This is a genomic window from Methylobacterium sp. 275MFSha3.1 (assembly GCF_900108435.1).
Taxonomy (GTDB): Bacteria; Pseudomonadota; Alphaproteobacteria; order Rhizobiales; family Beijerinckiaceae; genus Methylobacterium.
In genome coordinates, this window is record NZ_FNWP01000011.1 from 162,843 (window position 1) to 188,852 (window position 26,010).

Sequence of the window (26,010 nt, forward strand, 5' to 3'; positions counted from 1 at the left end):
TTCGCCCGCGATGATCGCCACGATCCAGGCGTGGTTCCAGCAGCTCTACGAGACCACGGGCTTCAACTTCACGGTCTTCTACGATCCCTACGACTGGGACCGGTACGTGGCCGGCCTGCGGATGACGCTGCTCCTCGGGATCAGCACGATCCTGGCGAGCCTCGTCATCGGCGCCGTCGGCGCGCTCCTGCAGAGCGGGCCGTCGCGCGTCCTGCGGGCGCTGGTCAACGGCTTCGTAGTGGTCTTCCGGAACACGCCGCCGCTCGTGCAGATCTTCTTCTTCTACTTCGGCCTCGGGACGCTGCTCCCGGACATCCGCTCGGCCGACGGCCTGCGCGCGCCGATCCTCAACAATGTCCAGTGGGCGATCATCTCGCTGTCGCTGTTCGCGGGCGCGTTCAACGTGGAGATCTTCCGCTCCGGCATCGAGGCGGTGCCGCGGACCACGGTCGAGGCCGCGGAGGCCCTGGGCTACACGCGCTTCAAGGCCTACCGGTACGTCGTCCTGCCGCTGGCCCTGCGCGTCTGCCTGCCGGCGCTCAACAACAACCTGATCAACCTCCTCAAGACTACCACACTGGCCTACGCCATCGCGGTCCCGGAGACGCTGTACGCGGTCAAGCAGATCTGGTCCGAGTCGCAGAACGTGCTGGAGATGATGCTGGTGCTGCTCGCGACCTACGCGGTCCTCGTCGGCGTGCTCGTCTGGATCATGCACCGCTGGGAACGCGCCCTGCGGATCCCGGGATACGGCCGATGAAAGCTGCCGATCCGCGGGGCGGGCGACCGGGCGACCTGCCGGTGCTGCTGCCCTTCGCGCTCCCGACGGACCGCGCGGCGGCGCGCCTGCGCCCGGCCCATCTCTGGCTGCTGGCCGGCCTCGCCCTCGTCGCCGTCCCGGCCTGGGCGCAGGGCGGGGCCGCCGCGCTGTCGCCGCTGGAGGTCGTGATCAAGTGGGCACCCCTCCTGCTCACCGGCTTCGCCTTCAACGTCGCGATCTCGCTGATGGCGATGGCGATCGGGACGGTGGCGGGCATCGGGCTCGGTCTGGCCATGTTGGCGGAGGGCCGGGTCCTGCCGCGCCTCGCGTGGTGCGCCACGCAGGTCTTCCGCAACGTGCCCTGGCTGGTCCTGCTGTTCTTCGTGATGTTCCTGGTCCCGTTCCAGGTCACGGTGTTCGGTGTCCGCGTGCCGCTGCCCGACTGGGTCAAGGCGACCTTCGGCTTCAGCCTGCCGGTCATGGCCAACGTCGCCGAGATCGTCCGCGGCGCGGTGCGCTCGGTGCCCAACACCCAGTGGGAGGCCGCCGAATCCCTGGCCTTCACCCGGCGCCAGACGATGTGGCGCATCATCCTGCCCCAGTGCGCGAAGCGCATGCTGCCGCCCTGGATGAACGTCTACTCGCTCATCGCGATGGCGACCGTGCAGGCCTCCATCGTCGGCGTCACCGAGATGCTGACGCTGACCGCGCAGGTGCACGCCGCCGAGGGCGGCCGCCCCGAGCTGTTCGCGCCCCTCTACGGCTTCGCGCTGCTCTGCTTCTTCCTCTACTGCTACCCGATCGACCGGTTCACCGCCGCCCTGGAACGCCGCTTCGAGACCCGCTGAGACCATGACGCGCGCGACCCTGGCCGCCACCCCGTCCCCGAGCTGGACCCCCGATCAGCCGATCGTCCGCGTCGTCGACGTGCACAAATCCTTCGGGACGTTCGAGGTGCTGAAGGGGATCAGCTTCGACGTCCGCAAGGGCGAGGTCGTCTGCATCATCGGCCCCTCGGGCTCGGGCAAGTCGACGCTGATCCGCTGCGTCAACGCCTTGGTGCCGGTGAGCGCGGGCTCGATCCAGGTCGAGGGGATCGAGGTGACCGATCCGCGGCTCGACAAGCTGGCGCTGCGCCGCAAGGTCGGCATGGTGTTCCAGCAGTACAACCTGTTCCCGCATAAGACCGCGCTTCAGAACGTGATGATGGCCCCCATCCACGTCCTCGGGCAGGAGAAGCGCGAGGTCGAGGCCCGGGCGCGGGCGCTCCTCGCCAAGGTCCGGCTGGCCGGCAAGGAGAACGCCTATCCGGGCGAGTTGTCCGGCGGTCAGCAGCAGCGCGTGGCCATCGCCCGCTCGCTGGCGATGCGGCCCGACGTGATGCTGTTCGACGAGGTCACCGCCGCCCTCGACCCGGAGACGGTCAAGGAGGTCCTGGTGACGATCCGGGAACTCGCCGAGGAGGGCATGACCTGCATGCTCGTCACGCACGAGATGAACTTCGCCCGCGACGTCGCCGACCACATCTACTTCACCGACCGCGGCGTGATCGTCGAGCACGGGCCGCCCGCGACCTTCTTCGCCTCCGCCCAGGACGAGCGCACGCGCCGGTTCCTGTCGCAGGTGCTCTGAGCCCGCCGGGGTCAGGGCCGCGTCAGCGCGGCCCGGCCTCCCGCGCCACGATGTGGTCGGCGATCGCCCCGGCGGTGGTGAGCCAGATGGCGTCGCGGCGGTCTGCGATGTGCCGGAGCGCCTGCCGCAGGGGCCGCAGCCGGTGCGGGCGCCCGACGATATAGGGATGGAGCGCGATGCCCATCACCAGCGGCGCGCCCCGAGACTGCTCCAGCATTTCTTCGAAGGCGTCGACGATGGCTTCGGCGAACTGGCGGCCCGTCTCCTTGCGGGCGACGATCGCGGGGATGTCGTTGAGTTCCTGCGGGTAGGGCACCGTCAGGATGCGGCCGCCGCCGCGGGTCTTGAACCAGGTCGGCTGGTCGTCGTGGTCCCAGTCGAGCAGGTAGCGGTACCCGGCCTCGGCGAGGAGATCGGGCGTCACCCGCGACTGCGAGATCCACGGCCCGAGCCACCCGGCGGGGGGGCGGCCCTCCCGCGCGGCGATCTCGCGGGTCGTCTCGGCGATCAGGGCCCGCTCCGCGTCCTCGTCGAGGGTACCCTGCCGCTCGGCGTTGGTGCGTCCGTGGCCGACGATCTCGTCGCCCCGCGCCCGGAACGCCTCGATCAGCCCGGGGCAGTCCCGGTAGAGGTTGCTGTTGACGAGCACGCTCGCCGGCATCGCCAGAGTGTCCAGCATCTCGGCGATCCGCCACGCGCCGACCCGGTTGCCCCAGTCGCGCCACGCGTAGTTGAGCACGTCCGGCTGCGGGCCGCCCGGCGCCAGCTCGGCGCCCAGGCCCTCGCCGAACGCGAAGGTCTCGAGGTTCAGCCCGACATAGACGGCCAGCCGCTTGCCCTCCGGCCAGTCGTAGACCGGGCGGTCGGGGAGGGCGCTGTAGCCGTAGCGACCGTGTCCGGCATTCGTGTCCATCAGAGCCCCCGTTACGCCGCACCGAGATAGGCCGCTTCCAGCCCCTTGTCCGCCGACAGCTCCGCGGCGGTTCCGCGCGCGACGACCCGGCCCTGCTCCAGCACGTAGCCGCGGTCGGCGACCGTGAGGGCCAGCGCCGCCATCTGGTCCACGATCAGGATGGTGACGCCCTCGTCGCGCAGCTCGGCCACGGTGGCGTAGAGGGCGTTGATCATCGCCGGCGCGAGGCCGAGCGACGGCTCGTCGAGGAGCAGGATGCGCGGGTGCGCCATCAACCCGCGGGCGATCGCCAGCATCTGCTGCTCGCCGCCGGAGAGCAGGCCCGCCCGGCTCGCCGCCCGGTCGCGCAGCCGCGGGAACCGGTCGAGCAGGCGCTCGACCTCGGCGGGGTCGATCGGCGACCCGCGCCCGAAGGCGCCGAGGCGGATGTTCTCGACGACGGTGAGCTCCGGGAAGACCTGCCGGCCCTCCGGCACCAGCACGAGCCCGCCGCGGGCGATCCGGTGGGCGGGCAGCGCCTCGACGCGCCGGTCGTCGAACACGACCGATCCCGCGACCGGGCGCAGAAGCCCCGCCAGCGCCCGCATGGCCGTGGACTTGCCGGCCCCGTTCGCGCCCAGGAGGGCGACGGTCTCGCCGGGCCGCACGTCGAGATGGACGCCGTCGAGGACGGGCGCGGCGCCGTAGCCGGCGGTCAGGTCGAGGACCGAGAGGACGGCGTCTGCCGGTCCCTGCCACGGCGCGCTCCGCGGCCGGGCCGGGGTATCGGCGCCGCCGAGATACGCGCGCAGCACCGCCGGGTCGCGCCGGATCTCAGCGGGCGTGCCGCGCGCGATCGGGCGGCCGGCATCCATGACGAGGATGTGGTCGGAGATGCCCATCACCAGCGGCATGTCGTGCTCGACCAGCACCACCGCGACGCCGCTGTCGGCGATCCGGCGGATCAGCCGGGCCAGCCGGTCGGTGTCGGCCCGCGACAGGCCGGCGGCGGGCTCGTCGAGGAGCAGCACCGCGGGGCTGCCGGCGAGCGCCCGGGCGATCTCCACGAGCCGCCGGTCGACGTGGGGCAGCTCGGCGGCCGGGCGGTCGAGGGCGCCCCGGTAGCCGACGAAGGCGAGGAGCGCGGCGGCTGTCGCGCGGTCCCGCGCCCGCGCGCGGCGCCAGAGCCGGCCCGGCGCGAGGCCGAGGGCGACGTTGTCGGCCACCGGCAGCGAGCCGAACAGGCGCGTGGTCTGGTAGGTGCGCGCGATGCCGGCGCGGGCGACGACGTGGGCCGGCCGCCCGGCGAGGTCGCGCCCGCCCAGCCGGATCGCCCCGGCGCTCGGACGGTAGAAGCCCGAGACCATGTTGAGCACGGTGGTCTTGCCGGCCCCGTTCGGGCCGATCACGCTGGTGACCGCCGCCGGCCGCGCCGTGAGGTCGACGCCGTCCGCCGCCGTGATGCCGCCGAAGCGGATGCCGACGCCCTCCAAGACGAGGGCCTCGCGCGCCGCCGTGCCGGGCAGCGGTAACTCCCCGCTCTCCGGGGCGGCCGCCTCGTCGCGGCCCCGGGGCAGCAGCCGGGCGAGGCTGCCGACCAGCCCCGAGGGTACCAGCCACAGCACCGCCAGGGTCGCGACGCCGAAGAACAGCAGGCGGTACTCGGCGAGGCCGGACAGCGCCTCCGGCAGCAGCACGGTGACGAGGGCCCCGAGGAGCGGGCCGAGCACCGTGCCGGCGCCGCCGACGATCACCGAGAGGACGAACAGGATCGACTGCGTGAACGGGAACGAGCTCGGCGCGATGAACAGCATCAGCGGCGGAAGGATTGCCCCCGCGAGGCCGGTCAGGGCGGCGGAGATCGCGAAGGCCAGGGTCTTCACCCGGACCGGGTCGAAGCCCAGCGCCGCGGCGGCGACGTCGGCGTCGCGCACGGCGCGCATCGTCCGGCCGAGGCGGCTGCGGGCGAGGATGTCGAACCCGGCGAGGCTCGCCCCGGCGGCGAGCACCGCCAGCATCGCTAGGCCGGCCGGCGAGAGCGGCTCGCCGAGGAGGCTCGGCGCGTCGGTGACGACGAGGCCGTTCTGGCCGCCGGTCAGCTCGCCGCCCTCGATCAGCCCGTGCTCGACGATGAAGCCGAAGGCGATCGTCAGCATGGCGAGGTAGGGGCCCTTCACCCGCATCGCCGGCACCGCCACGAGGCCGCCGACGAGCGCCGCGATCAGGGCCGCCGCCGGGAGCGCCAGCCAGAAGCTGACGCCGTGGAGCGTCAGGATCGCGCTCGCGTAGGCGCCGATCGCGTAGAAGCCGGCCTGGCCGAAGGAGATCAGCCCGGTCAGGCCGAGGAGCACGTTGAGGCCGACGCCCGCCACCGTGGTCAGCGCCACGAGGGCGATCACGAAGTGGCTGTAGCCGGCGGTCAGCGCCACGAGGCCGAGCGCGGCGGCGGTGAGGCCGGCGATGCCGAGCCGCATCGCCGGGCCTGAGCGCAGGTACGGCATCGGGTCAGACCTTGTTGACCGCGGCGCGGCCAAGCAGGCCGTCGGGGCGCAGGGTGAGGGCCAGGATGATCACCGAGAACACCACGAGCTGCGTGTAGGTCGAGCCCAGGGTCGCGGTGACGCCGGCCTCGACGAGGCCGTAGAGCAGCCCCGCCAGGATCACCCCGGTGGCGGAGCCGATGCCGCCCAGGATCGCGACCGCGAAGGCCTTGATGCCGAACAGCGTGCCGAGCTCGGCCGAGACCGAGAACAGCGGCGCGATCAGCAGGCCCGCGACGCCGGCGAGCACCGCCGAGAGCGCGAAGGCGCAGGCCACGGTGCGGCGCACGTCAATCCCCATCAGCCGGGCGGCGTCGGCGTTCTGCGCCACGGCGAGCAGGACGCGGCCGAGATCGGTCTTCCGGAACACCGTGCGGATCGCGAAGGCCAGCGCGATCCCGACCACCGGGATCACGAGCTGCAGCGGGTAGATGCCGGTCCCGAGGATCTCCACCGGCTTCGTCGCCAGCGGGGACGGCAGGCTGCGCGGCTCCTTGCCGAAGGTGAACAGCACGGTGTTGTCGAGGACGATGCCGCCCGCCACCGTCGCCAGGAGCCACGCGTCCGAGCCGCGCGCCACGAACGGGCGGACCAGCGCCCGCTCGACCATGAGGCCGAACAGGGCGCAGCCGGCGAGCGCCAGGACGATCGCCGCCGGCATCGGCCAGCCCAGGGTGACGCCGAGCGCGTAGGCCAGGACCGCGCCCAGGGTGACGACGCTGCCCTGCGCGAAGTTCACGGTCCCCGACACCGCGTAGGTCACGTGGAAGCCGAGGGCCACGAGCCCGTACATGCTGCCGAGGCCGAGGCCGCTGACGAGGATGGAGGTCAGCATCGCCGGGCTCAGTTGGTCACCGCGACGATCTCACCGTCCTTGAAGCGGGTGAACACGTAGTCGTTCGGGCCGAGCGCGTCGTGCTGGCCGGGGGCGAAGGGCGTGGCGTAGGTTTTGATCAGGCCCGGATAGGTGCCGATCTTGTAGAAGCCGTCGCGGACCTTCGGGCCCTCGGTGGAGCCGGCGGCCTGGATGGCGAGCGCCAGCAGGTGCGTCGCGTCGTAGGCGTTGGCGATGCCGACGGCGGGGGTGACGTCGGCCATCGACTTGATCGCCGGGTACTTGGCCTTGAGCGCGTCGAGCACCGCGCTCGCCTTCGGCGACGCGTTGCCCGCGAAGGTGAAGGTCTGGATGAAATGGACCTTGCCGGCGCTCGGGCCGGCGAGCTCGTCGAAGCGGCCGCCCGCCGGGCCCCAGTGCGAGACGACCGGCACCGACCAGCCCATCCGGTCCAGCGACTTCACCACCTGGGCCGAGGGGCCGACATTGCCGACGAGGAACAGCGCGTCGGCCCCGGCCTCCTTCAGCCGGGACAGCTGGGGCACCATGTCGACGTCGTTGGCCTCGTACTTCTCGATGCCCGCTGCCGGGAGGTTGGCCGCCTGCAGGGCGTCCTTGAGGCCCTTCTGGTTCGACTCGCCCCAGGCGTTGTTGACGAGGATCATGCCGGGCTTCTTCGCCCCGTAGGTCTTCACCGCGTAGGCGACCAGCGCCTCGTCGACGAGGGCGTCGACCGCGGAGACGCGGAAGGCGTAGTTGTCGGCGGCGGCGTTGCGGGTGATGCCGGTGCCGGCCGCCCAGGGGCCGATGAACGGCACCTTCATCTGGTTGGCGATCGGCACGATCGCCATCGAGACCGGCGTGTCGAGGCCGCCGACCACCGCGACGACGCCGACCCGCTGGATCAGCTCGCGGGTCGCCAGCACGCCCTTGGACGGGTTGGCCTCGTCGTCCCGGGCCACGAGCTCGAGCGGGCGCCCGAGGACGCCGCCCTTGGCGTTGATCTCGTCGATGGCGAGGCCGATCCCGCGGGAGATCGCCTCGCCGGATTTCGCGGACTGGCCGCTCAGGGCGGTCACGAGCCCGATCTTGACGGTGTCGGCACCTTGCGCCGTCGAGACGGCGAGGCCGAGCAGCGCGCTCGTCGTCACCGCGAAGCGGCGCAGGGTCGGGGGCAGGAAGGAGGCCATGGCGTGTCTCCGAGGGCGGGGCGCAGCCTGCTTTGCGCAACCTCCATGCCACCAGGAATTGGCCGCTTCGGCCGCTGTACAGACCGGTGCCTGTATCCTCGGAGGCAAGCTGTGCTCAATCTGGCGTCAAAGTGCATACACTTCCTGCATGCACGGGCCGGTCTTTTGCGGCACGTTGGGCCGACAGGAGGCCTGCCATGACCGACATGACCCACGATGCGGCGACCGCCCGCGACGCCGCCAACGTCACCGCCTATCTCGAGGCCTCGATGGTGCCCGATCCCGAGACGGCCGCGCGCTACATGGCGCCGGGCACCCGCATCGTGTTCACCGGGGCGCGGGTCTTCAATCATCCGTCCGAGGTCACGGCCTTCAACGCGGGCCGCTACGCCTGGGTGAAGAAGCGGATGGAGCGGCTGGACGTGGTGCCGGGCGACGGCGTCACCACGGTCTACAGCCTCGGCACCCTGTACGGCGCGTGGCCGGACGGCACGCCCTTCGAGGGCAACCGCTACGTCGACCGCTTCACCGTGCGCGACGGGCTGATCGTCGGCATGGAGGTCTGGAACGACAGCGCCGAGCGCCTGCTGACGAAGCACGGCCTGACGGCCTGACGCGGCGGGCTCAGGCCCCGCCGCCCGCGACGTAGGGCGCCAGCAGGCGTGCCAGATCGCGCTCGCGCGGGGCCGGGGGCACGATCCGCGCCCGGTCGGCGACCGCGTCGAGGTGGTGGTCCATGAGCGCGGCGGCGCGCTCGGCATCGCCCGAGACCAGGGCGGCGACGATGTCGCGGTGCTCGCTCACCGCGCAGTCCGAGGAATGCGGCCGGCTGTAGAGGGACAGGATCAGGGCGCAGCGATAGCCGAGTTCCGCGACGTAGCGGGTCAGCACGGCGCTCCCCGTCATCTCGGCGAGCATCAGGTGGAATTCGGTGGCGAGCCGGATCGACAGCGCCTCTGGCCCGCCCCGGGCGGCCTCCTCGCGGGCGATCTGGTCCAGCAGGCCCTGGCGCTGCTCCGCGCTGAGCCGCCCGGCGAGGCGGCGGACCACGAGCCGCTCCAGGCCGAGGCGCACGTCGAAGGTGTCGCGCGCCTCCTCCCAGCTGGGCGTCGCCACGACGGCGATGCGGTTGCGGCGCAGATCGACCAAGCCTTCCCCGGCCAGCCGCAGCAGGGCCTGCCGGGCGATGGTGCGGCTCACGCCGAACCGCTCGCCGAGGGCGTCCTCCGGCAGCCGGTCGCCGGGAGCGAGCGCCCGTTCCACGATGGCCCGCCTCAGGGCCTGGCAGATCGCCCCGACGCGATCGCCCTCGTCGCCCGCCTTCATGGACGGCGTCCGGACTCTGTCGCCCGTGTCCGTGCGGATTGATCCGTCATGATCCTCTCTCGACGCGATCCGGCGCCCCGCATCCGGTCCCGTGCCGGCTGGGCTCTTCGCAGACCTGGGACCCGAGGTGCAACGGTCGCGCCAGCGACGTCGGCGACCGTCCGCCGTGCGCGAATTCCGCCGATCGCGCTTCCATCCGCGTCCGTGGGCGTCCCGTGCGGGACCGGCGCGACCGCTTCCGACAAAGTCGCCGCCACGGACGTGTCGCAGATCCAGTCCAGCAACCTGTTCGGTACCCAGATCAGCAGGGAGGATGGAGCCACTTTCTGGTTGAGAAATTTTGTAGCCACTGTTTCTATAAGTAGAATAGTGGTCACGATGTTCTTTTTTGAAGCTCAATCAAGATGAAGGATTGACATGCGAAAATTGATATACAACTCTCATGAGGTGCGTTTAGAGGGAGAATGGCAGGTATGCTACCTGAGGTTGGTGTCGATGCGGGAGAATTTTCTGACTCGTCCTTGAGAAATTCAATCAAGATCGTCTGCGCCTACGTGATCCGGAATCCGGTATCCCCTGTCCAACTCTGTGAGATTTTAGCCAGTACGTACGAAATGCTTAGCCAGATCAGCGCGGGACCGGCGCGCGCGGTCGCGACGCCCGAGGCCGCCACCGCGCGGGAGATCCGCGCGTCCATCCAGGCCGAGGGCCTGATCAGCTTCATCGACGGCAGGTCCTACAAGACGCTCAAGCGTCACCTGACGGCTTACGGGCTGACACCGGAGGAATATCGCGCCAAGTACGGGCTGCCGCGCGACTATCCGATGGTGGCTCCGGGTTACGCCGCCAAGCGCTCGGAGATCGCGCGTTCGCTGCAGCTGCGACACAGGGCGGGCTAGGCCCTCTCAATCGCGTCCGAAGCGGTTCGCCGCGATACGCGCGGTCAGGCAGGGTTCGGGCGACCCGGATCGATCACGGAGTCCGGCCAGGGATTCTGCCCGTCGCTCAGCCAGCGCAGCGTGTCGGCCCAGAATCCGCCGCTCCTGCGCGCGTGGAACAGGCCGACATGGCCGGGCGCCTCCGCGCCGATCGCGGACGGGGTCAGCTGTACCTGGATGCGCGGGCTCGACACGTAGTAGCCGAGGCCCCGGCGGATCGCCGCCGGCGTGCCGAACGGGTCGTCCGGCGTACCGACCGCCAGGATCGGGGCGCGGACGGCGGCGAAGCGGGCGAGGAGGGCCGGGCGCTCGGCGGCCGGGTAGCTCGCCTCCATGCGCCGCCCGCGGAATGCCCACTCGTAGGCCACGCCGGCCGGCAGATCCTCGAGCCATCCGAGCCGACGGCCGGGAAAGTAGCCGACGGCGGCGGTCACGCACGGCATCAGCAGGTGCCACTTCGCGATCATGCTGAGCCTCTCGCGGGCGCGATAATCGCGGCGATAGGCGAATTGCGCGCCGACGGTGAGGATGCGGTCCACCGCGCCCGCGGCCTCGGCGAAGCCGGGGAGGAAGCCGCCGATGCTGTGGCCGACGACCGTGAGCGGCCCCGCCTCGCGCTGCCGAATCCACCGGACGGCGGCGTCGAAGTCGAGCTCGCCCCAGTCCCGCCAGCGGATGCCGGATCCCCTCAGGCGCGCGGGCCGCGAGTCGCCGATGCCGCGGTAATCGTAGGTGAGCACGACGAAGCCCCGCTCGGCCAGGAACCGCGCGTAGGCGTGGTAGTAGCGCGCGCGGACGCCGGTCGCGGGATTGACGACGATCGTGCCCCGGCCCGGTGGCCGGTTCGCCTCGGGCCGCCAGAGATGACCGCGGAGCCGGTAGCCGTCGCGGCAGGCGATCGTCACGGGTCGCGCGTCGAGACCCGCGGTCGCGGCGGGCGCGTGGCGGACGGGCGTCATCGGACCTCCTCGGCGGTGGCCGCCGGGACCGGACGATCGTCGATCGGGAGGTGGAGGAGCGCGGCGATCAGGCCCGCGAGGGCCGTGGCGAGCCAGACCCCATCGTAGGATCCGGAGACCTCCAGAACCACGCCCCCCAGCCACGCCCCGAGGAACGAGCCGATCTGGTGGCTGAGGAAGACGATCCCGAACAGCGTCCCGAGGTGACGGATCCCGAAGACCCGCGCCACCAGGCCGCTCGTCAGCGGGACCGTGCCCAGCCAGGTCAGGCCCATCACGGCCGCGAATGCGAGGACGACAGCCTCGGATTTCGGCGCGATGAGGAAGGTGCCGATCGCGGCGGCGCGGATGAGGTAGAGCCAGACCAGGACGTGCTGCGGCCGGTACCGGCCTCCGAGCCAGCCGCACCCCCAGCTCCCGGCCATGTTGAACAGGCCGATCAGCGCCAGCGCGGTCGCGCCCAGGCCCGCCGGCATGTGGCAGAGGGCGAGGTACCCCGGAAGGTGGGTCGCGATGAAGGCGAGCTGGAAGCCGCAGGTGAAGAAGCCGAGCGTCAGCAGCCGGTAGCCCGGGTGCCGCCACGCCCGCAGGAGCGCCTCGGACAGGCTGCCGGCCGCCGAAGAGCCGTCGGGCACGCCGGCGCGGGGCGCGCGGTCGAGCGCGACACCGAGCGGCGCGAGCGCGACGATGATCGCCGCGAGCGCGAGGAGCCCCGCGCTCACGCCCGCGACCGCGGTGACGGACTGCGCGAACGGGACGAGCAGCACCTGGCCGAACGAGCCGCCGGCGCTCGCGAGGCCCAGAGCCGCGCTGCGACGCTCCGGTGCGGAGGCGCGACCGACCGCCGTCAGGACGACGCCGAAGCTGGTACAGCTGATCCCGATCCCGACCAGCAGCCCCAGGCCGAGCAGCAGCGTCGGCGCCGTCGCCGCGAGCGCCGTCAGGACGAGGCCGCCCGCGTAGATCAGTGCGCCGAGGGCGACGACCGGCGCGGCCCCGTAGCGGTCCGCCGCCGCGCCCGCGAAGGGCTGCGCGAAGCCCCAGACGAGGTTGTGCAGGGCGATGGCGAGGGCGGTCGTCGCCACCGGGATGCCGGTCTCGAGGGAGAAGGGCCCGAGGAACAGCCCGAAGGTCTGCCGGATGCCCATCGCGCCGCTCAGAACCAGGCCGGCCGCGACCGCCACCGGCACCACCGGCAACCCGCCCCGTCGCCCTGCGCGCGCGCGCCCGATCGTTGCCATCGCGGCCTCCGTTGGCTGTCGCCTTCGGAGACGGTCGCAGCCGGTGGCCGGCGCGACAAACGAGAAGATTTCCACGGGCAGTGAACGCCGCTCACGGGCGGGGCGCGCCGTCCCGGTCCCGTCGGGCCCTCAGGCGGCGCCGGCCGGGAAGCGCCGCTTCTGCTCGGCCGCGAACCGGCGCGCCTCTGCCAGCAGCCAGGTCCGGAACAGGTCGGGCTCCTGCCGGTCGTCGTCGCCCTCGGCGCTCACGAGCCAGTGGGAGGTCGCCGCCGGGATGGCGGCGCCGACCCCGACGAGCGTACCCTCGCGCAGCTCGCGGTCCATGAGCGCCCCCCGGCCGAGGGCGATGCCGAGGCCCGCGGCCGCGGCCTGGAGCGCCATCGCGAACGTGTCGACGTGCAGGGTGTCGGCCGAGGCCAGCTCCACCGCCCCCGACGCGTCGCTCCAGGCCTGCCAGTCCTCGGTCGCGGAGGTGACGTGGATCGTCGTCGCGCGCCGGAGGTCGAGGGCGCCGTCCGGACCGGTGACGGCCCCGCGCTGGGCCGGGCTGCAGACGGGGAGCAGCCAATCCTCGAACAGGCGGACGCTGCGGTGGCGCGGAGTCGGAACCCGGCCGAGACGGAGGGCGAAGTCGAAGCCGTCGATCGGGAAGCCGACCTGCCGGTGGGAGGTGTCGATCCGGATCGCGATCTGCGGGTGGCGGCTGCGAAAGGCCGGGAGCCGGGGCAGCAGCCACCGCGTCGCCAGGGTCGGTGCGCAACTGATGGCCAGGGTCCTGCCGGACCGCGGCGTGGGCAGGCGGCGCGTGCCGATCAGGATGAGGGACAGCGCCTCGGACACGTAGGTCAGGTACTCGGCCCCCTCGCGCGTCAGCGCCAGCCGGCCCGGCTCCCGGACGAACAGCTTGACGCCCAGCGCCTTCTCGAGGCCGACGATCCCGTGGCTCACGGCGCTCGGCGTCAGGTTCAGTTCGGACGCCGCACGGGCGAAGCTGAGATGGCGGCCGGCCGCTTCGAAGAGCCTGAGCGTGGAGAGGGGAGGCGTGCGGGGCCGCATGGGATCGTCGGGGTGAGCCTGCCGGTCGCCGGGGCAGCGACGTCGTCGTCCGACGGGGAAGCTAGCCCGGATGGTGTCGCGTGCCCAAGGCTGTGCGCGCGCCCGGCCGGTCAGATCAGGCGCAGGGTCACCTGTCCGGTGACGGTCTCGAACACGATCAGGCGACCGCGCTCGTCGAAGACGGCCGCGGCGTCGCCCTCGGGAGCGAAGCGCGCGCGCAGGCTCCCGCTGCCCTGCCACAGGACGGCCGGTCCGCGGATCCGGTTCGCGCCGGGCACGCTGGCCCAGAGCGTCCCCTCCTCGGTGGCGGTCGCGGCCCAGAGGCGGCCGTTCTCCGCCGCGACGAGGCGCGGCGGATCCGCGGGCTCCGCGCGCGCGGCGGCCTCGATCAACGCGCGCTCCTGCTCCCGGGAGGCCGTCGTGAAAGCGTGGGGATGCGCCCGCAGGTGCGGATGCACGCCGGTCCCCTCGAGGGACCACGCGACGGCCTCGGTCAGGCCGAGCACGCCGACGCCGCGATCGGGCGGCGTCCAGAACCGGCACGTCACCGCAAGGGTGCGGGAGGACAGGCTCCACCACTCGATCAGGCCGTCGTGCCGGGCGTAGATCAGGGCGCTCGCGTCCGCGAAGGCAGCGAGCAGCAGCGGCCGGCCCGGTTCGGTCATGGGCAGGCGCCAATGGTGCGCCAGGGCGCCGTCGGAGCCGGGCGCGCCGCCCGCGCGACCGAGGAGCGAGGCGGTGTCCAGCCGGACGAGCGCCTCCCCATCGAAGACGAGCCAGCCGGTCTCGTCCGCCTGACCATGCCAGTGCGTGATCGGCAGGGGACCGAGCGGCAGGAGCCGTCCGGTGCCGGCGTCGAAGAGCTGGACGTCGGGGCCGTCGAGCGTCTCGCGCAGAACGAGGGCCCGGTCGCCCGCGCCGAGACGCGCGAAGCCCGTCAGGCCATCCACCTGTCCCCGCCAGCGCTCGCGGCCGGCGCGGCCGAGGAGGCGCACGAGACCGGAACGGTAGCCCAGGAGCAGCCGCCCGCCCGACAGGAGCGCGGCATCGGCGATCTCGGAGAGCGCCGGGCCGTCCGGGACGACGAGCGGGCTGGTCACGCGGGAGGCAGCCGGTGCGGAGCGCGTCCTGAGCTGCCGGAGATGCTGGCGCAGGGCGACCTGTCCACCGGCTTCCGCGAGGCGCCCGGCGAGCCGGGCGCGCTCCGCATCGTGGCCGAGGATGCCGTCATCCGCGGCGAGGCGGCGCGCGAGGCCGCGGCAGAGGAGCGCGAAGGCGGGCGTCGGCGGCCGCTCCGGACCGCCCTCGAACTGCGCGTCGAGCAGGAGCGCGGCCACCGCGCTCCGGCGCGCCGCCGCCTCGGCCCCGGTCGCGCTCAACAGGTCCGCGAAGGCGGCGTGCAGCCGGTCGCCGTCCCGTCCCTCCCAGGGCAGGGCGCGCAGGGCCCGGGCGAGCGGCGCGGCCGGCACCGGCGTCTCGGCGTCGAGGGCTTGCCGGATCCAGTCCAGTCGCCGCTCGGCCAGAGCCGGCAGGCCGAAGGTGACCGCGGCGGCGCGATCCAGGGCGCCGAACCCGACGAGGCGCGCGGCCCAGGCCTCGGCCAGGACCGGTCGGAACGGATCGTCGGCCCCGAGTTCCTTCCAGAGCTCCGCGTGGGCCTCGTGGCGGGCGGCGAGTGCCAGGGCCCGCTCGGTCTGCCCCGCCCGGAACCAGAGCGGGACGGTCGTCGAGGGCGGGAGGCGGCGCGCCTCGGCCAGACGGGCGGCGGTCTCCAGGCGCCCGGATTCCGCGAGGAGGCGCACCGCCTCGTGCGGGTTCCCGACCAGGCTGTCGAGCACGAAGGCCGCGCGATCCGTGTCGCCGCGTCCGGCCATCGCCACGGCCTGCGCGCGGTAAAGCGCCGCGAGCCGGATCTCGTCCGCGGGCGCGAGGCTCAGTCCGCTCGCCCGCTGCGGCCCGAGATCGAGGTCGAGGCTCCTGCGCAGCCCGGGCCCGGTCAGGGGCAGGTCGGCGAAGGCGCTCCCGCGCCGCGCCGCGCCGCCGAGACCGATCGCCCGGTACAGGGCCTCGTCGACGCGCCCCGCCGCGAACAGCCGCTCGACCTCGGTGAGCCGCCGGGCATAGAGGTGGCGAAGATGGGCCGCGTAGGGCGAGCGCCACGCGAGCCACGCCGCCGCCCGGCGCCAGATGGGGGTGCGCCCGCTGCCGGTTCCGGCGGGCGGGCTGGCCGAGGGCGCGGCGCCCTCACGCGCGGCCCGCGCTCCGCGGCGCCGGAACGCGAACCACGCGAGGACGAGAAGGACCAGCACCGGCAGCGCGAGGCTGCCCCAGTGGGCCGCGGCGGCCCCTTGCTCCGCCGTCGTCCGGACGTTCTCGGCGAAGCCGAGCACCATGGCGCCGACCATGATGGAGGCCAGCAGGACGACGTAGGCGGTCCAGAGGAGCCCCAACGCGCCGCCGACCAGGCGCCGGCCGCGGGTGACGAGATCGCCGAGGACGTGCTTCGTCCGACGCCGCGGCCGCCGGGTCGCGGCGTCGCGGACCGGCGCGAGGGGGTCCGCGTCGGCGACGAGGGCGGGGGCGCTGACGAGGCGGCGTGCCGGCGGCGCCGGTCGCAGGACCGGCAGGCGTTCGGCCGGATGCACCGCGATCGCGTCGAGATCCCACCAACCGGCGATGTCGAGACTGGCGAAGGCCGCCAGCGGCTCGGCGGCGAGGCGTCCCCCCGTCATGTGGACGACATGGTCCCGCAGGGCCGCGGCGACGGGCGGCTCCGGCTCGGCGAGGGGTACGGCGGTCAGGATCCCGGCACTGCGCACGACCGGCAGGACCGGTCCGAGGGCCGCGCAGTCCCGCGTGACGGGCGCGGCGAACAGCACGAGCACGCGATCGCCGCGTGCCCGCACCTCCGCGGCGTGCTCGAGCCAGGGAAGGAGCCGGGCGCGCCAGTCCGGCCCCGCGGAGCCGCGCGCCATCAGGATCCCGTCGAGGGGGATCGTGCCGGCATGCATCCAGCCGCGCGGGCGCAGGGCCGCGAGCGGCTCCCGGGCATCGGGGACCGGCGGCGGCCTCAGGCGCCCAGGCACGGGACGGTTTCCGCGAACGCGCCGAGATCTCTCAGGTGGGACCATCCGCGGTCGAGCTGGCCGAAGGCGAGCGCGTCGACGAAGCCCGCGGCGTCGCACCGCGCGGCCGCGATGCACGGGACGGCATCGGCATCGACGGCGACGCGCACCGCCTCGAGGGTCGCGTCCGGAAGCGTCAGGGGATCGCACGCCGCCGCGCCGTCCGGGGTCCGGAACGTCAGGCGCGCCGATCCCGCCTCGTCGCGGTCGAGATGGAGGGCGAGGGGTCCCTCGACGGCCTGGGCGCGCACGCCGTCGTACGGGGGCACGATGCCGATGATCCGGCCCTGCGGCCCGAGGTGCGCGACCGCTCCGTCCGCGGCGTTCACCACGTGCCAGTACCCGCCCGCCTGCTCGATCCCCAGGGTGGGCTGCCCGCGCACCGCGCAGAGGGCGAGGCCGCCGCCCGGCCGCAGCGATCCGGCCCGGCCGGGGAACCGCGCCACGACCTTCCCGTCGGACGGCCGCCGCGCGATCACCCCGTCCGCGCGATCGCGCATCAGCAGACCGGCGGGCGTGACCGCGAGGGGAAGCTCGCCCGCGAGCGGCGCGTAGTCGATCAGCCGCGTCTCAGAGACCAGGAAGGCCGTGCCGTCGGCCGCCAGGAGCCAGGACCGGTTGCGGCGTTTCAGCATCCCGAGGGGCGGCAGAACCGCCTTCGGCAGGCGCCGGCACACCAGGGGATGGTCCCGCGGGATCCGCCGGTCGAGCGTCGCAGCGGCGCCCGAGCGGTCGAAGGTCCAGCTGCGGAGCGTCAGGCGCGCGTCGTCGGCGTAGATGTTGAGGCACGCGGCCCGGATCCGCGACCGGCCGACGGCGAGCCCCACGAGGCGCTCGTGGGGTGCGACCGGCAGGCGCAGCGCGCCGGAGGTGCCGGTGACGGGGACGATGAGGATGCCGTCGGGCCGCGCCACCAGGAGGTGCTCGCCGCAGGGCGCGAAGGCCAGCCCGCGGGGCGCCCAGTCCGGAGGCGCCGCGCTCCGGTCGGGCGCGGACCGCCGGGGCGGCGGGCGTCCGGGAGCCGGACGGGGCCGGAACGGGTCGCGCAACAGCGCCACCGCCTCGCGCTCCGGCGGGAGGTCGAGGCGCGCGGCGGCGACAGGGCCGGTGGCGTCCAGCACGGTGACGTCGGCGGCCACGGCGAGGCCGTCCGGCCCGAGACGCGGCCGCTCCTCGATGGTGATCCGCCGGCACGGTCGCGCCGCTTCGGGCAGGTCGGACCCGCCGATGAGCCAGAGGCTGGCGCCGGGCCGCCCGGCCGCGCGGGTCGCGACCGGCTCGGCCACGACCCGTTCGAGTTCGACCGCGTCGAGGGATGTGGCGGCACTCTCGCGGAGAAGGATCGCGGCGTCGGACCGCTTCAACGCGCTGAGCCAGCGCCGCTCCGGCGTGGCGGTCGAGGCCCAGAGCAGGCGCGCGCCGCGCCGCCGGGCGAGGCCGGCCAGGCAGAGCAGCGCCGCGAAGGCCACGAGGCGGGGGGCGCCGAGGAGTTCCGGCCCGGCATCGACCACGACCAGCACGGCGCCCGCATCCGCCGCCTGACGGTAGACCGGCTCCAGGGTCAGCAGGTCGCGCTCGGCCGCGCGCTGCAGGAAGGCGTCCGGATCGAGGTCGCGCCAGAGCCACTCCGAGGCGACGAGGCGTTCGATCCCGCCGCGGGTTCCGAGGCACCCCAGCCCGTCGATCTCGCCCTGCGGTTGCCCGCCTGTGCCGTCGGCCCGCTCGACGAGGGGCCGCAGCGCCTCGACCAGCGCCGCGAGGATCCGCAGATCCGGTTCCGCCATGTCGGAGAAGAGCGCCGTCCACGGTGCGAGCGCCGGCGGAAGGGTCGTCCGCGGACCGGTCGACGCGGCGCTCACGCCGCCTCTCCCAGGCGGCCGGTATCGATGTCCGGCACGGCGCGCGAACCGGCGAGGTCGAGCAGGCGCAGGGTTTCGCCCTCGGGAACGAGCAGGGCCGGACCGCCCAGACCGTGCCGGTCGAGCAGGCGGCGCGCGACCTCGGCGCGCCAGGGCGCCGGCACGGCGAGGCGGCACCCGAAGGGCAGGAGCAGCGGCCCGTCGGCCGCCAGCCACCCGAGTGGCGTCGCGCACCAGGGCAGCGCCGGCCGGCCCGAGCCCGTGTCGGGGGCGAACAGGACGGCCTCGCCGCCCGCCAGCGCCAGGCGCAGGGTGGCGTAGCGGCCGATCCGCGGGGCGATCCGCGCCAAGAGACCGGCCGCGTCGCTGCGGGTGAGGCGCAGACCCACCGGCGAGCCGCCGGCCGCCGGCATCAACCGCAGGGGAAGACGCGCCAGATCCGGGATCACGCCGGAGTCGCGCCCGCGACCGGTGCCCGGCAGCGCGTCAGCAGCGCGTCCCGCGCCGCGGCGAGGGCCGGCGGGCGCTCCTCCGCCCCGAAGGCGGCGTCGATCTGCACGAGGAAGGATTCGGCGCGGACCAGCCAGGCCTCGAAGGCGGGGGCGGTGCGGTCGTCCGGGGCGGAGGCGGCCAGAGCGTCCCCCTCCCTGGCGAGGTCCGCGGCCCGGGCGGCCGGACCGTAGCCCGCCGCCTTGGCGGCCGCGGGCAGGACGGGGCTCGCCGCGGCGCCGAGCTCGACGCGCAGCAGGTCGCGGGCCTCGTCCTGCGCGATCCGGTCCTGGACGAGGTGGATCACCGGCCACAGGTCGGCCTCCTCCGCGGCCGTCCGGCCCGCGATGAGCGCCGCCGCCGCGACGAGCGACTGGCCCCGCACCACGCGCCGGTCGCTCAGCCGCACGCCGCGGGCGCGCAGCTTGCGCACCACCTGCGCGTAGGCGGGCCGGACCGGCGCGAGGTCGATCCGCGCGGCGGCCTCGGCGAGGGCGTCGATCTCCGCAAGCGTCAGCGGCGCCTCCCCGTCGCCGGGTTCGAGGGACGCGACCGGATCGCCGGCGAGCAGGGCCTCCAGGTCGGTGTCGGCCAGGGGATCGACGAAGGCCGTGACGAGGAAGCGGTCGGCGAAGGCCGCGAGACCGGGATCCTCCGGCAGGGCGTTGCTGGCGCCGACGCAGCAGCGCAGCGGGACGACGGTGTCGAAATGCCCCCGGCGGTAGCGGCGCTCGTTCAGCACGCCGAGAAGCGCGTTCAGGATCGCGGTGGAGCCGAGGAAGACCTCATCGAGGAAGGCGAACTCGGCCTCCGGCAGCATGCCGGAGATGTCCGGCCGCAGCTTGCCCGCGCGCAGGGCTTCGAGGTCCAGCGGGCCGAACAGTTCGGCCGGTTCCGTGAATCGCCCGATCAGGTACTCGAAGCAGCGCGCCCCGGTCCCGGCGGCGCAGGCCCGCACCGCGGCCGACTTGCCGGTGCCGGGCGGTCCGATCAGCAGGAGATGCTCGCGCGCCACCAGCGCGAGGTGCACCAGCTCCACCACGTGTCGACGCCCGACCAGACCGCGGGCCGCGCGGCCGATGGCGCGCTCCAGGCGTGCGATCGCGGTATCGATACCCCCCTCCCGTCAGGTTCGGCCCGCTCGCCGCGACAGGGCGATCGATCGCGGTGCCGTCCCGCGCCGCGCCGTCGAGCCGGCGGCGGGCGCCTCACGGAGCCCGTCCCGTGACGTGAGGCGCGGCCGGACCGAAGACTTTCCTGCGCGGCCGCGCGTCCCGATCACCGGCATCCGCCGAGATGCCAAATCTGCCCGTGCACGCTTCCCACTATCGTCGCGCAGCCCCGGCGCCGGGACGATCAGGCGAAACATTCTGCCCACGAGATATCCCGGAATACTCTGATTCCGCGAGGCTAGCCCGGCGGTCGACTTCCGGTCAACGTGCCGCGACCGCCGCCTGACCATCGCGGCGGCGCACACGCACCGGCGACGCGGTCAGTCCCGCGACGTCGGACCGGAGACCGGCGCCTTCGGGACCGCGAGGCGTCCCTCCTCGGCCTTGTTGATGTACTGGCTGGCGATGAAGAGCCCCTTCAGCGGCCGGATGATCGGCACGCAGGCCAGGAGCAGCAGCGGCAGCGTCACCACGGCGTGGACCCAGAGCGGCGGATCGTAGGTGAGTTCCAGCCAGATCCCGAAAGCGGTGACGGGGAACGCCATCGTCATCATGATGAAGAAGGCGGGCCCGTCCGCCGGATCGGCGAAGCCGTAGTCCAGCCCGCACGCCTCGCAGCGCGGCCGCAGGGTGATGAAGCCGTCGAACAGGCGTCCTGTCCCGCAGCGCGGGCAGCGGCAGCGCAGGCCGACGGACATGAGCGATTGGTCGGTGGTCCTCTGCATCATCGACGGTCCTGAGCAACAGGCCGGCGCCGATCCCTGATCGACCGACCTTGCGCCTGCCGATTGTATGGCATATCAAGCCATACAATCGCGGTTGAGACTGAGCCATCCGACAGGTTTCTGGCGGATCGCGGCCGGTTTGGAACACTGAGCGCTCTGGCCGCACGCTCAATGTATGCATACAGTGGTGGGATTACAGGGGTCAATGATGGAATCCTGGAGCCCGACAATCGCCGGCGACACGGGGCCCAAGTACCTCGCCATCGTCCGGGCGTTGGCCGAGGACATCCGGGCCGGCCGGCTCTCGCCGGGAGCGCGCCTTCCGCCGCAGCGCGCCCTGGCGAAGCACCTCAACGTCGATCTCACGACGGTCACGCGCGCCTTCAACGAGGCGCGCCGAACGGGCCTGATCGACGCGACCGCGGGCCGGGGCAGCTTCGTCCGGGCGTCCCGTTCGCCGGCCGCGGAGATGCGCAGGCCCGATCCGTCCGGCAGCGTCGATTTCAGCATGAACATGCCGCCCCAGCCGGAGGCGGCGCGGCTGGCGGAGCGCCTGGAGGCGGGTCTGTCGCGGTTGGCCGGTTCGTCCACCTTCCTGGCCCGGATGCAGTACCAGGACAGTGCCGGGAACCTCGCCGACCGGGCGGCGGCGGCCCACTGGCTCGGTCAACGGCTCGGGGCGCTCCCGATGCAGCGCGTCCTCGTGGCCGGTGGTGCCCAGGTCGTGCTCGCCGCCGTGCTCGCTGCCGTCCTGAAGCCGGGCGACGCCCTCTGCGTCCCGGCGCTCACCTATCCCGGGCTGCGCATGGCCGCGGAGCGCCGCGGCGTCCGCCTCCTGCCTGTGGCCGGCGACGCGGAGGGGCTCGACCCGGACGCCCTGCTCGAGCGGTGCCGATCCGATCGGCCGCGGGCCCTGTACCTCGTGCCGACCCTCGACAACCCGACCACCGCGACCCTGCCGGCAATCCGGCGTCGGCGGATCGCCGAGATCGCCCGCACGCACGGCGTCGCCATCATCGAGGACGACGCGTACGGCGCCTTGCCCCACGACGCCCCGGCTCCCATCGCGTCCCAGGCGAGCGACATCACGTGGCACATCGCGACGCTGTCCAAATGCGCGAGTCCCGGCCTGCGCATCGCCTACGTCGCGGTCCCGGGAACGAACGAGGCGGTGCGGCTGGCGGCCGAACTGCGCGCCATCAACATGATGGCCTCGCCCCTCACGGCCGCGCTCGCCTCGCACTGGATCGCCGAGGGCGAACTCGACGGCATCGTCGCGGCGATCCGGCAGGAGAACGAGCTCAGGCAGGCGGTCGCGCGCGAGACGCTCCGGGACCTGGACGTCTGGGCGCATCCGTGCGGGCACCATCTGTGGCTCCGGCTGCCCGATCCCTGGCGTCGCGGCGAGTTCGGCGCCCACGCGCGCCAGCTCGGCGTGTCGGTCGTCCCGAGCGACGCCTTCGCGGTCGGGGCCGCCCCGGAAGCGATCCGCGTCTCCCTGGGCGCGGCGCCGGATGCCGAGACGCTCCGGTACGGCCTCAGCCTGCTCGCGACGCTGCTGGCGCACCCGCCCGGCGCGATCTCCACCGTTGTCTGAGCCGGCAGAGGTGGCGCGAGCCTCGTGCGCTCGGCCAAGCTGCGCCGCCCGATCGCGCGCCGCCCCGGTCGTCGGCTGGATCGTGCTCGGCGCGCCGCGCTCCCCAACGGCCGACCGACCCATGCCGGTCCGACCCCTCTGACCGCGAAGGGAACGCGATGCTCCGGTGTCTCAGGCGGACGCGCCCGCGGATCCCGCGTCGTCCCTCGCGCGTCTCGGCACTGGCGCTGGTACTGCTCGCGTCAGCCTGCTCGGACGACGGACGGGAGCGCCGCCGCGCGCTGGGCGAGACCCCGACGTTCGACGACGTCATGCGGGTGGCCGACGCCGAGCGCGGCGGGCGGCTGTTCGGTCAGTGCGCCGCCTGCCACACGATCAGCCCGGGGGCGGGCGATCGGAACGGACCCGAACTCTACGGCGTGCTCGGCAAGCCGGTCGCCAGCAACAGCCGGCGCTACGGCTATACCGGGGCGCTCCGGGCGCTGGGCGGCGTCTGGACACCGGAGCGGATGGACCTCTGGCTCGCCGCCCCGGCGAAGCTGGCGCCCGGCACGAGCATGACCTTCCGCGGCCTTCCCGATCCCCTCGATCGGGGGGATCTCATCGCCTATCTCCGGACCCGGTCACCGGGGGACGGTGACGCAGAGGCGCGCCCGTCGCGGCCTTGAGCGGCTTTGCGGCATCGCGCGTCCTTCGCGACGCGATCGGAGCCGGGATCGTCCTGCCGGTCAGACGAAGCGCGCGGGCAGGGCGACGCCGTGCGCGTACTGGATCAGAGCCGGTGCGAGACCCGCGATCATCGACCAAGCGACGAGCCGGTCGGATCCGGACGCGGTTTCGTCATCCTGCGCGTCGCCATCGGCCGTCCCCTCGCGGTCGCGGCCGGTGATCGGCCGCCTCGGAGCGGCGTTCTGGTCAAGCTCCTCTGCCGCCGGATTGCGCGACGTCTCGCGTGGCGGCACGGACTGACCCGGCGATCCCTCAGATCAGCCCGACGGATTCTTCCGGGAAGCGGATCGCGAAGACCGCCCCCAGCCCGGGACCGGCGCTCTCCGCCGTGGCGCGGCCGCCGTGAAGCTCGGCGATCCGACGGACGATCGAGAGCCCGAGACCGGTCGAGTTCTCGCCGCCGGTGGGCTTGGCCGACAGGCGCTGGAACCGCCCGAACACCCGGGCCGAATCCTCCGGCGAGAGGCCGGGCCCGTGGTCGGCGACGGCGCAGATCAGTTCCGCGCCGCGCGGGCCCGGCTCGCGGCTGACCCGGACCGTGATCGCCCCGCCCACCGGGCTGTACTTGATGGCGTTCGAGACGAGGTTGTCGAGGGCCTCGCGCAGGCGCTCGGCGTCGCCGCAGAGGAACAGCTCGTCCGGGCCTTCGCAGACCAGGGTCTGGTCCTTCGCGTCGGCGAGCGGCCGGTCGGCCTCGCAGACCTCCCGGGCGAGGCCCGCGAGGTCGACCGGTTCCCGGCGCAGGCTGATGTCGAGGGCGTCGTTCATCGCGTCGGCCATGAGGCTGTCGATCATGGTCGTCAGCCCCTTGGCGCTGGTGCGCACGTGCTGCACCTGCGCCCGCATCTGCTCCCGGTCGCCCTGCATGTCGATCAGGTCGGACAGCATCTCGGCGCGGCCGAGAATGACCGCCAGCGGGTTCTTCAGATCGTGCGCGATCGTGCCGAGGATCTCGGTCTTCAGGCTGTTGGCGCGCCGCAGATCCGAGCGCTGCAGGTCCAGCCGACGATTCGCCCGGATCAGCTCGGCGGTCCGCTCGACGACCCGCCGCTCGAGGTCGGCGTTGGTCAGCTGCAGCCGCTCGTAGAGGATGACGTTGTCGAAGGCGATCGACAGCCGGCTCGTGAACAGGGCGATGAGCGACCGGTCGGTCTCGGACAACTGGCGGTCGGCCTCGATCAGCGCGACGATCTCGCTGCCGCTCGCCGTGTGCAGATACAGGGTCGACCAGTGCTCGCCGAAGCTGTGCCGGCGCTCGGCGAAGGCGCGTTCGACGAGGGGTTGCACCCGCTCCTCCAGCGGCCAGCACGGCTCGCGGCCGGCGTAGTGGCCGTAACAGCCGGAGCCGGCCAGAACGCAGAAGCGCTCCTGCGGGGCGGCGGTCTCGCGCAGGACCAAGATGCCGGCGCAGGCGACGTTCAGGAGCGAGGCGACCTGGGTGAGGACACCCTCCGCCAGGCGCTGCATCGACTTGTGATCGAGGAGCATCGGCGCGGCGTCGATGATGATCTCGAGCCCGCGCCGGGTCTCGTCGAGGCGCTTGAGCTGCTGATGGGCGCGCAGGGCCGCGGTGAGGCTGGTGAACAGCTTGTCGGCGGTCAGCTCGGTCTTCGCCTTGTAGTCGTTGATGTCGTAGTCGACGATGATCCGCCGCTCCGGCGCCTGCCCGGGCTGGCCGGTCCTCAGGATGATGCGCACGGTCTCCTGCCGGAGCTCGCGCCGGATGTAGTCCACCAGCTCCAGCCCGGCATTGTCGGTCTCCATCACCACGTCGAGCAGCACCACCGCCACGTCGCGGCGCTCGGCGAGCAGCACCCGCGCCTCCGCGGCCGAACGGGCGGTGAGAATCTCCAGGCCGCGCCCGTCGAGGGTGTAGCTCGCCAGCGCGTAGCGCGTGCCGTCATGCACGGCCGGATCGTCGTCGATCACGGCGATCACCCAGGCTCCCGCGGTCGGCTGCGCCTCGTCGAGGTCGTCAGGGATCAGCGTGAGGGTGTCATCGTCCATGGCTATGACCTGAAATGCTGCTCGCAATCGGACGACTACGCTAGAAATCGTGTTGAAAACTTGTCACGCTACCGTGAGCCGATACGATTCCTGCATTCGTTCCAGAGCGAACCCGGAAAGTGCGCACCGCTGCGATGACCATACCAGACAGCCCCGCCCCCGGCACCGCCCGCGGCGGTGCGGCGATCCCGTCGATCGCCGTGGTGGACGACGAGGCGGCGACCCGCGAGATGGTCGGGGATTACCTGAAGCTCCACGGGTTCTCGGTGGTCCTGTGCGACGGCGGGCGCTCCTTGCGGGAGCACCTCGCCGGCCACAGCCCGGACCTGATCGTGCTCGACCTGAACATGCCCGAGGAGGACGGGCTCTCCATCGTGCGCGACCTCAAGGCCCGGACCGCGATCCCGATCATCATGCTCACCGCCACGGCGAGCGCGATCGACCGCGTGGTCGGGCTGGAGCTCGGGGCCGACGATTACTTGCCCAAGCCCTGCGAGTTGCGCGAGCTGGTCGCCCGCGTACGCTCGGTCCTGCGCCGCGTGCAGACGCCGACCGCCGCGCCGGCCCCGGTTCCCATGAGCGGGCGCCGCATCCGGTTCGGCACGAAATGGCTGGAGCTCGACGCCCTGCGCCTCAGCGACGATGCCGGTCTGGAGCAGGCGCTCACCCGCTCAGAATTCGACCTGCTGAAGGCGTTCGCCGACAATCCGCGGCGGGCGCTCTCGCGCGAGCGCCTGCTCGACCTCGCGGACGCCCGCGACCCGGACGCGTTCGACCGCGCCATCGACGTACGGATCAACCGCATCCGCAAGAAGGTCGAGCCAGACCCCGGCAATCCGCGCTACATCCGCACCGTGCGAGGCCTCGGATACATATTCCGCCCCGAGGGCGACTGATGCGACCCGGATCAATGTTGCGTCGTGATGGGGGGACGCAAC

At 73.2% G+C, this 26,010-nt stretch carries 23 protein-coding genes; 8 read left to right on the forward strand and 15 right to left on the reverse strand.

Going from position 1 to position 26,010, the window contains the following annotated elements; all coding sequences use genetic code 11:
- Nucleotides 1–10 precede the first annotated feature (10 nt).
- From BLW78_RS15305 to BLW78_RS15315, 3 genes are read left to right on the forward strand one after another with little or no spacing between them, the layout of a single operon-like run.
- On the forward strand, nucleotides 11–760 hold the full coding sequence (locus BLW78_RS15305) for an amino acid ABC transporter permease (RefSeq protein WP_012320251.1): 750 nt from the start codon (nucleotides 11–13) through the stop codon (nucleotides 758–760).
- On the forward strand, nucleotides 757–1,608 hold the full coding sequence (locus BLW78_RS15310) for an amino acid ABC transporter permease (protein ID WP_091680582.1): 852 nt from the start codon (nucleotides 757–759) through the stop codon (nucleotides 1,606–1,608). The genes BLW78_RS15305 and BLW78_RS15310 overlap by 4 nt, the downstream gene beginning before the upstream one ends.
- 4 nt (nucleotides 1,609–1,612) lie before the next feature.
- Complete coding sequence (locus BLW78_RS15315) at nucleotides 1,613–2,392, forward strand: amino acid ABC transporter ATP-binding protein (protein WP_042674771.1); 780 nt, start codon at nucleotides 1,613–1,615, stop codon at nucleotides 2,390–2,392.
- Nucleotides 2,393–2,414: 22 nt separating this feature from the next.
- On the opposite strand, the gene BLW78_RS15320 is transcribed toward BLW78_RS15315, so the two are convergent.
- From BLW78_RS15320 to BLW78_RS15335, 4 genes are read right to left on the reverse strand one after another with little or no spacing between them, the layout of a single operon-like run.
- Nucleotides 2,415–3,305: a polysaccharide deacetylase family protein gene (locus BLW78_RS15320; RefSeq protein WP_091680584.1), complete on the reverse strand. Its 891-nt coding sequence runs from the start codon at nucleotides 3,303–3,305 to the stop codon at nucleotides 2,415–2,417.
- A gap of 11 nt (nucleotides 3,306–3,316) precedes the next feature.
- Nucleotides 3,317–5,785, reverse strand: a complete 2,469-nt coding sequence (locus BLW78_RS15325) for a branched-chain amino acid ABC transporter ATP-binding protein/permease (protein WP_091680585.1) — start codon at nucleotides 5,783–5,785, stop codon at nucleotides 3,317–3,319.
- Nucleotides 5,786–5,789: 4 nt separating this feature from the next.
- A complete protein-coding gene (locus BLW78_RS15330) occupies nucleotides 5,790–6,659 on the reverse strand; it encodes a branched-chain amino acid ABC transporter permease (protein WP_091680587.1) in 870 nt (289 codons plus the stop codon).
- Nucleotides 6,660–6,667: 8 nt separating this feature from the next.
- Nucleotides 6,668–7,849 (reverse strand): ABC transporter substrate-binding protein, encoded by a 1,182-nt coding sequence (locus tag BLW78_RS15335; RefSeq protein ID WP_091680589.1) that lies wholly within the window; start codon nucleotides 7,847–7,849, stop codon nucleotides 6,668–6,670.
- Nucleotides 7,850–8,046: 197 nt separating this feature from the next.
- On the opposite strand from BLW78_RS15335, the gene BLW78_RS15340 reads away from it, so the two are divergent.
- On the forward strand, nucleotides 8,047–8,463 hold the full coding sequence (locus tag BLW78_RS15340; RefSeq protein WP_020093118.1) for a nuclear transport factor 2 family protein: 417 nt from the start codon (nucleotides 8,047–8,049) through the stop codon (nucleotides 8,461–8,463).
- A 10-nt stretch (nucleotides 8,464–8,473) separates the two neighbouring features.
- Here BLW78_RS15340 and BLW78_RS15345 read toward each other — a convergent pair whose 3' ends face one another.
- Nucleotides 8,474–9,175 carry a GntR family transcriptional regulator gene (locus tag BLW78_RS15345; RefSeq protein WP_091680591.1) on the reverse strand — a complete coding sequence of 234 codons (702 nt, stop codon included), beginning with the start codon at nucleotides 9,173–9,175 and terminating at the stop codon, nucleotides 8,474–8,476.
- 473 nt (nucleotides 9,176–9,648) lie between these two features.
- On the opposite strand from BLW78_RS15345, the gene BLW78_RS15350 reads away from it, so the two are divergent.
- Complete coding sequence (locus tag BLW78_RS15350; RefSeq protein WP_091680592.1) at nucleotides 9,649–10,074, forward strand: Ros/MucR family transcriptional regulator; 426 nt, start codon at nucleotides 9,649–9,651, stop codon at nucleotides 10,072–10,074.
- A 44-nt stretch (nucleotides 10,075–10,118) separates the two neighbouring features.
- Here BLW78_RS15350 and BLW78_RS15355 read toward each other — a convergent pair whose 3' ends face one another.
- The 8 genes from BLW78_RS15355 to BLW78_RS15390 all read right to left on the reverse strand — a co-directional run bounded on the left by BLW78_RS15355 (nucleotide 10,119) and on the right by BLW78_RS15390 (nucleotide 20,739).
- A complete protein-coding gene (locus BLW78_RS15355; protein ID WP_091680594.1) occupies nucleotides 10,119–11,072 on the reverse strand; it encodes an alpha/beta hydrolase family protein in 954 nt (317 codons plus the stop codon).
- Nucleotides 11,069–12,313 (reverse strand): MFS transporter, encoded by a 1,245-nt coding sequence (locus BLW78_RS15360; protein ID WP_091680596.1) that lies wholly within the window; start codon nucleotides 12,311–12,313, stop codon nucleotides 11,069–11,071. The genes BLW78_RS15355 and BLW78_RS15360 overlap by 4 nt, the downstream gene beginning before the upstream one ends.
- A gap of 129 nt (nucleotides 12,314–12,442) precedes the next feature.
- A complete protein-coding gene (locus tag BLW78_RS15365) occupies nucleotides 12,443–13,369 on the reverse strand; it encodes a LysR substrate-binding domain-containing protein (protein WP_091680597.1) in 927 nt (308 codons plus the stop codon).
- Between the two features lie 110 nt (nucleotides 13,370–13,479).
- Nucleotides 13,480–16,455: a hypothetical protein gene (locus BLW78_RS15370; protein WP_091680599.1), complete on the reverse strand. Its 2,976-nt coding sequence runs from the start codon at nucleotides 16,453–16,455 to the stop codon at nucleotides 13,480–13,482.
- Nucleotides 16,440–18,353, reverse strand: coding sequence for a hypothetical protein (locus tag BLW78_RS15375; protein WP_091680600.1), 1,914 nt, complete (start codon nucleotides 18,351–18,353; stop codon nucleotides 16,440–16,442). The genes BLW78_RS15370 and BLW78_RS15375 overlap by 16 nt, the downstream gene beginning before the upstream one ends.
- The gene (locus BLW78_RS15380) at nucleotides 18,350–18,802 is read right to left on the reverse strand and encodes a hypothetical protein (protein WP_139307694.1); all 453 of its coding nucleotides are present in this window, start codon (nucleotides 18,800–18,802) and stop codon (nucleotides 18,350–18,352) included. Before BLW78_RS15380 ends, BLW78_RS15375 begins: the two co-directional genes overlap by 4 nt.
- Complete coding sequence (locus tag BLW78_RS15385) at nucleotides 18,799–19,956, reverse strand: AAA family ATPase (protein ID WP_348272450.1); 1,158 nt, start codon at nucleotides 19,954–19,956, stop codon at nucleotides 18,799–18,801. The genes BLW78_RS15380 and BLW78_RS15385 overlap by 4 nt, the downstream gene beginning before the upstream one ends.
- A 378-nt stretch (nucleotides 19,957–20,334) precedes the next feature.
- Nucleotides 20,335–20,739: a DUF983 domain-containing protein gene (locus BLW78_RS15390; RefSeq protein WP_085986796.1), complete on the reverse strand. Its 405-nt coding sequence runs from the start codon at nucleotides 20,737–20,739 to the stop codon at nucleotides 20,335–20,337.
- A 205-nt stretch (nucleotides 20,740–20,944) separates the two neighbouring features.
- Here BLW78_RS15390 and BLW78_RS15395 point away from each other — a divergent pair, with 205 nt between their 5' ends.
- Entirely contained in the window at nucleotides 20,945–22,336 is a 1,392-nt protein-coding gene (locus BLW78_RS15395; RefSeq protein ID WP_091680602.1) for an aminotransferase-like domain-containing protein, read from the forward strand.
- Between the two features lie 158 nt (nucleotides 22,337–22,494).
- Nucleotides 22,495–23,004, forward strand: coding sequence for a c-type cytochrome (locus BLW78_RS15400; RefSeq protein WP_091680604.1), 510 nt, complete (start codon nucleotides 22,495–22,497; stop codon nucleotides 23,002–23,004).
- Nucleotides 23,005–23,064: 60 nt separating this feature from the next.
- Here the strand turns inward: BLW78_RS15400 and BLW78_RS31390 are convergent, their stop codons facing one another.
- Complete coding sequence (locus BLW78_RS31390; protein WP_091680605.1) at nucleotides 23,065–23,298, reverse strand: hypothetical protein; 234 nt, start codon at nucleotides 23,296–23,298, stop codon at nucleotides 23,065–23,067.
- Between the two features lie 19 nt (nucleotides 23,299–23,317).
- Complete coding sequence (locus BLW78_RS15410; protein ID WP_091680607.1) at nucleotides 23,318–25,072, reverse strand: ATP-binding response regulator; 1,755 nt, start codon at nucleotides 25,070–25,072, stop codon at nucleotides 23,318–23,320.
- Nucleotides 25,073–25,206: 134 nt separating this feature from the next.
- Between BLW78_RS15410 and BLW78_RS15415 the strand changes: the two genes are divergently transcribed.
- Nucleotides 25,207–25,968 (forward strand): response regulator, encoded by a 762-nt coding sequence (locus BLW78_RS15415; protein WP_091680609.1) that lies wholly within the window; start codon nucleotides 25,207–25,209, stop codon nucleotides 25,966–25,968.
- Nucleotides 25,969–26,010: the final 42 nt, after the last annotated feature.

Bases quoted from the DNA above. Each gene is read 5' to 3' on its own strand.
- BLW78_RS15305 (WP_012320251.1), top strand. From the start codon at position 11: ATGATCGCCACGATCCAGGCGTGGTTCCAGCAGCTCTACGAGACCACG.
- BLW78_RS15310 (WP_091680582.1), top strand. From the start codon at position 757: ATGAAAGCTGCCGATCCGCGGGGCGGGCGACCGGGCGACCTGCCGGTG.
- BLW78_RS15315 (WP_042674771.1), top strand. From the start codon at position 1,613: ATGACGCGCGCGACCCTGGCCGCCACCCCGTCCCCGAGCTGGACCCCC.
- BLW78_RS15320 (WP_091680584.1), bottom strand. From the start codon at position 3,305: ATGGACACGAATGCCGGACACGGTCGCTACGGCTACAGCGCCCTCCCC.
- BLW78_RS15325 (WP_091680585.1), bottom strand. From the start codon at position 5,785: ATGCCGTACCTGCGCTCAGGCCCGGCGATGCGGCTCGGCATCGCCGGC.
- BLW78_RS15330 (WP_091680587.1), bottom strand. From the start codon at position 6,659: ATGCTGACCTCCATCCTCGTCAGCGGCCTCGGCCTCGGCAGCATGTAC.
- BLW78_RS15335 (WP_091680589.1), bottom strand. From the start codon at position 7,849: ATGGCCTCCTTCCTGCCCCCGACCCTGCGCCGCTTCGCGGTGACGACG.
- BLW78_RS15340 (WP_020093118.1), top strand. From the start codon at position 8,047: ATGACCGACATGACCCACGATGCGGCGACCGCCCGCGACGCCGCCAAC.
- BLW78_RS15345 (WP_091680591.1), bottom strand. From the start codon at position 9,175: ATGAAGGCGGGCGACGAGGGCGATCGCGTCGGGGCGATCTGCCAGGCC.
- BLW78_RS15350 (WP_091680592.1), top strand. From the start codon at position 9,649: ATGCTACCTGAGGTTGGTGTCGATGCGGGAGAATTTTCTGACTCGTCC.
- BLW78_RS15355 (WP_091680594.1), bottom strand. From the start codon at position 11,072: ATGACGCCCGTCCGCCACGCGCCCGCCGCGACCGCGGGTCTCGACGCG.
- BLW78_RS15360 (WP_091680596.1), bottom strand. From the start codon at position 12,313: ATGGCAACGATCGGGCGCGCGCGCGCAGGGCGACGGGGCGGGTTGCCG.
- BLW78_RS15365 (WP_091680597.1), bottom strand. From the start codon at position 13,369: ATGCGGCCCCGCACGCCTCCCCTCTCCACGCTCAGGCTCTTCGAAGCG.
- BLW78_RS15390 (WP_085986796.1), bottom strand. From the start codon at position 20,739: ATGCAGAGGACCACCGACCAATCGCTCATGTCCGTCGGCCTGCGCTGC.
- BLW78_RS15395 (WP_091680602.1), top strand. From the start codon at position 20,945: ATGATGGAATCCTGGAGCCCGACAATCGCCGGCGACACGGGGCCCAAG.
- BLW78_RS15400 (WP_091680604.1), top strand. From the start codon at position 22,495: ATGCTCCGGTGTCTCAGGCGGACGCGCCCGCGGATCCCGCGTCGTCCC.
- BLW78_RS15410 (WP_091680607.1), bottom strand. From the start codon at position 25,072: ATGGACGATGACACCCTCACGCTGATCCCTGACGACCTCGACGAGGCG.
- BLW78_RS15415 (WP_091680609.1), top strand. From the start codon at position 25,207: ATGACCATACCAGACAGCCCCGCCCCCGGCACCGCCCGCGGCGGTGCG.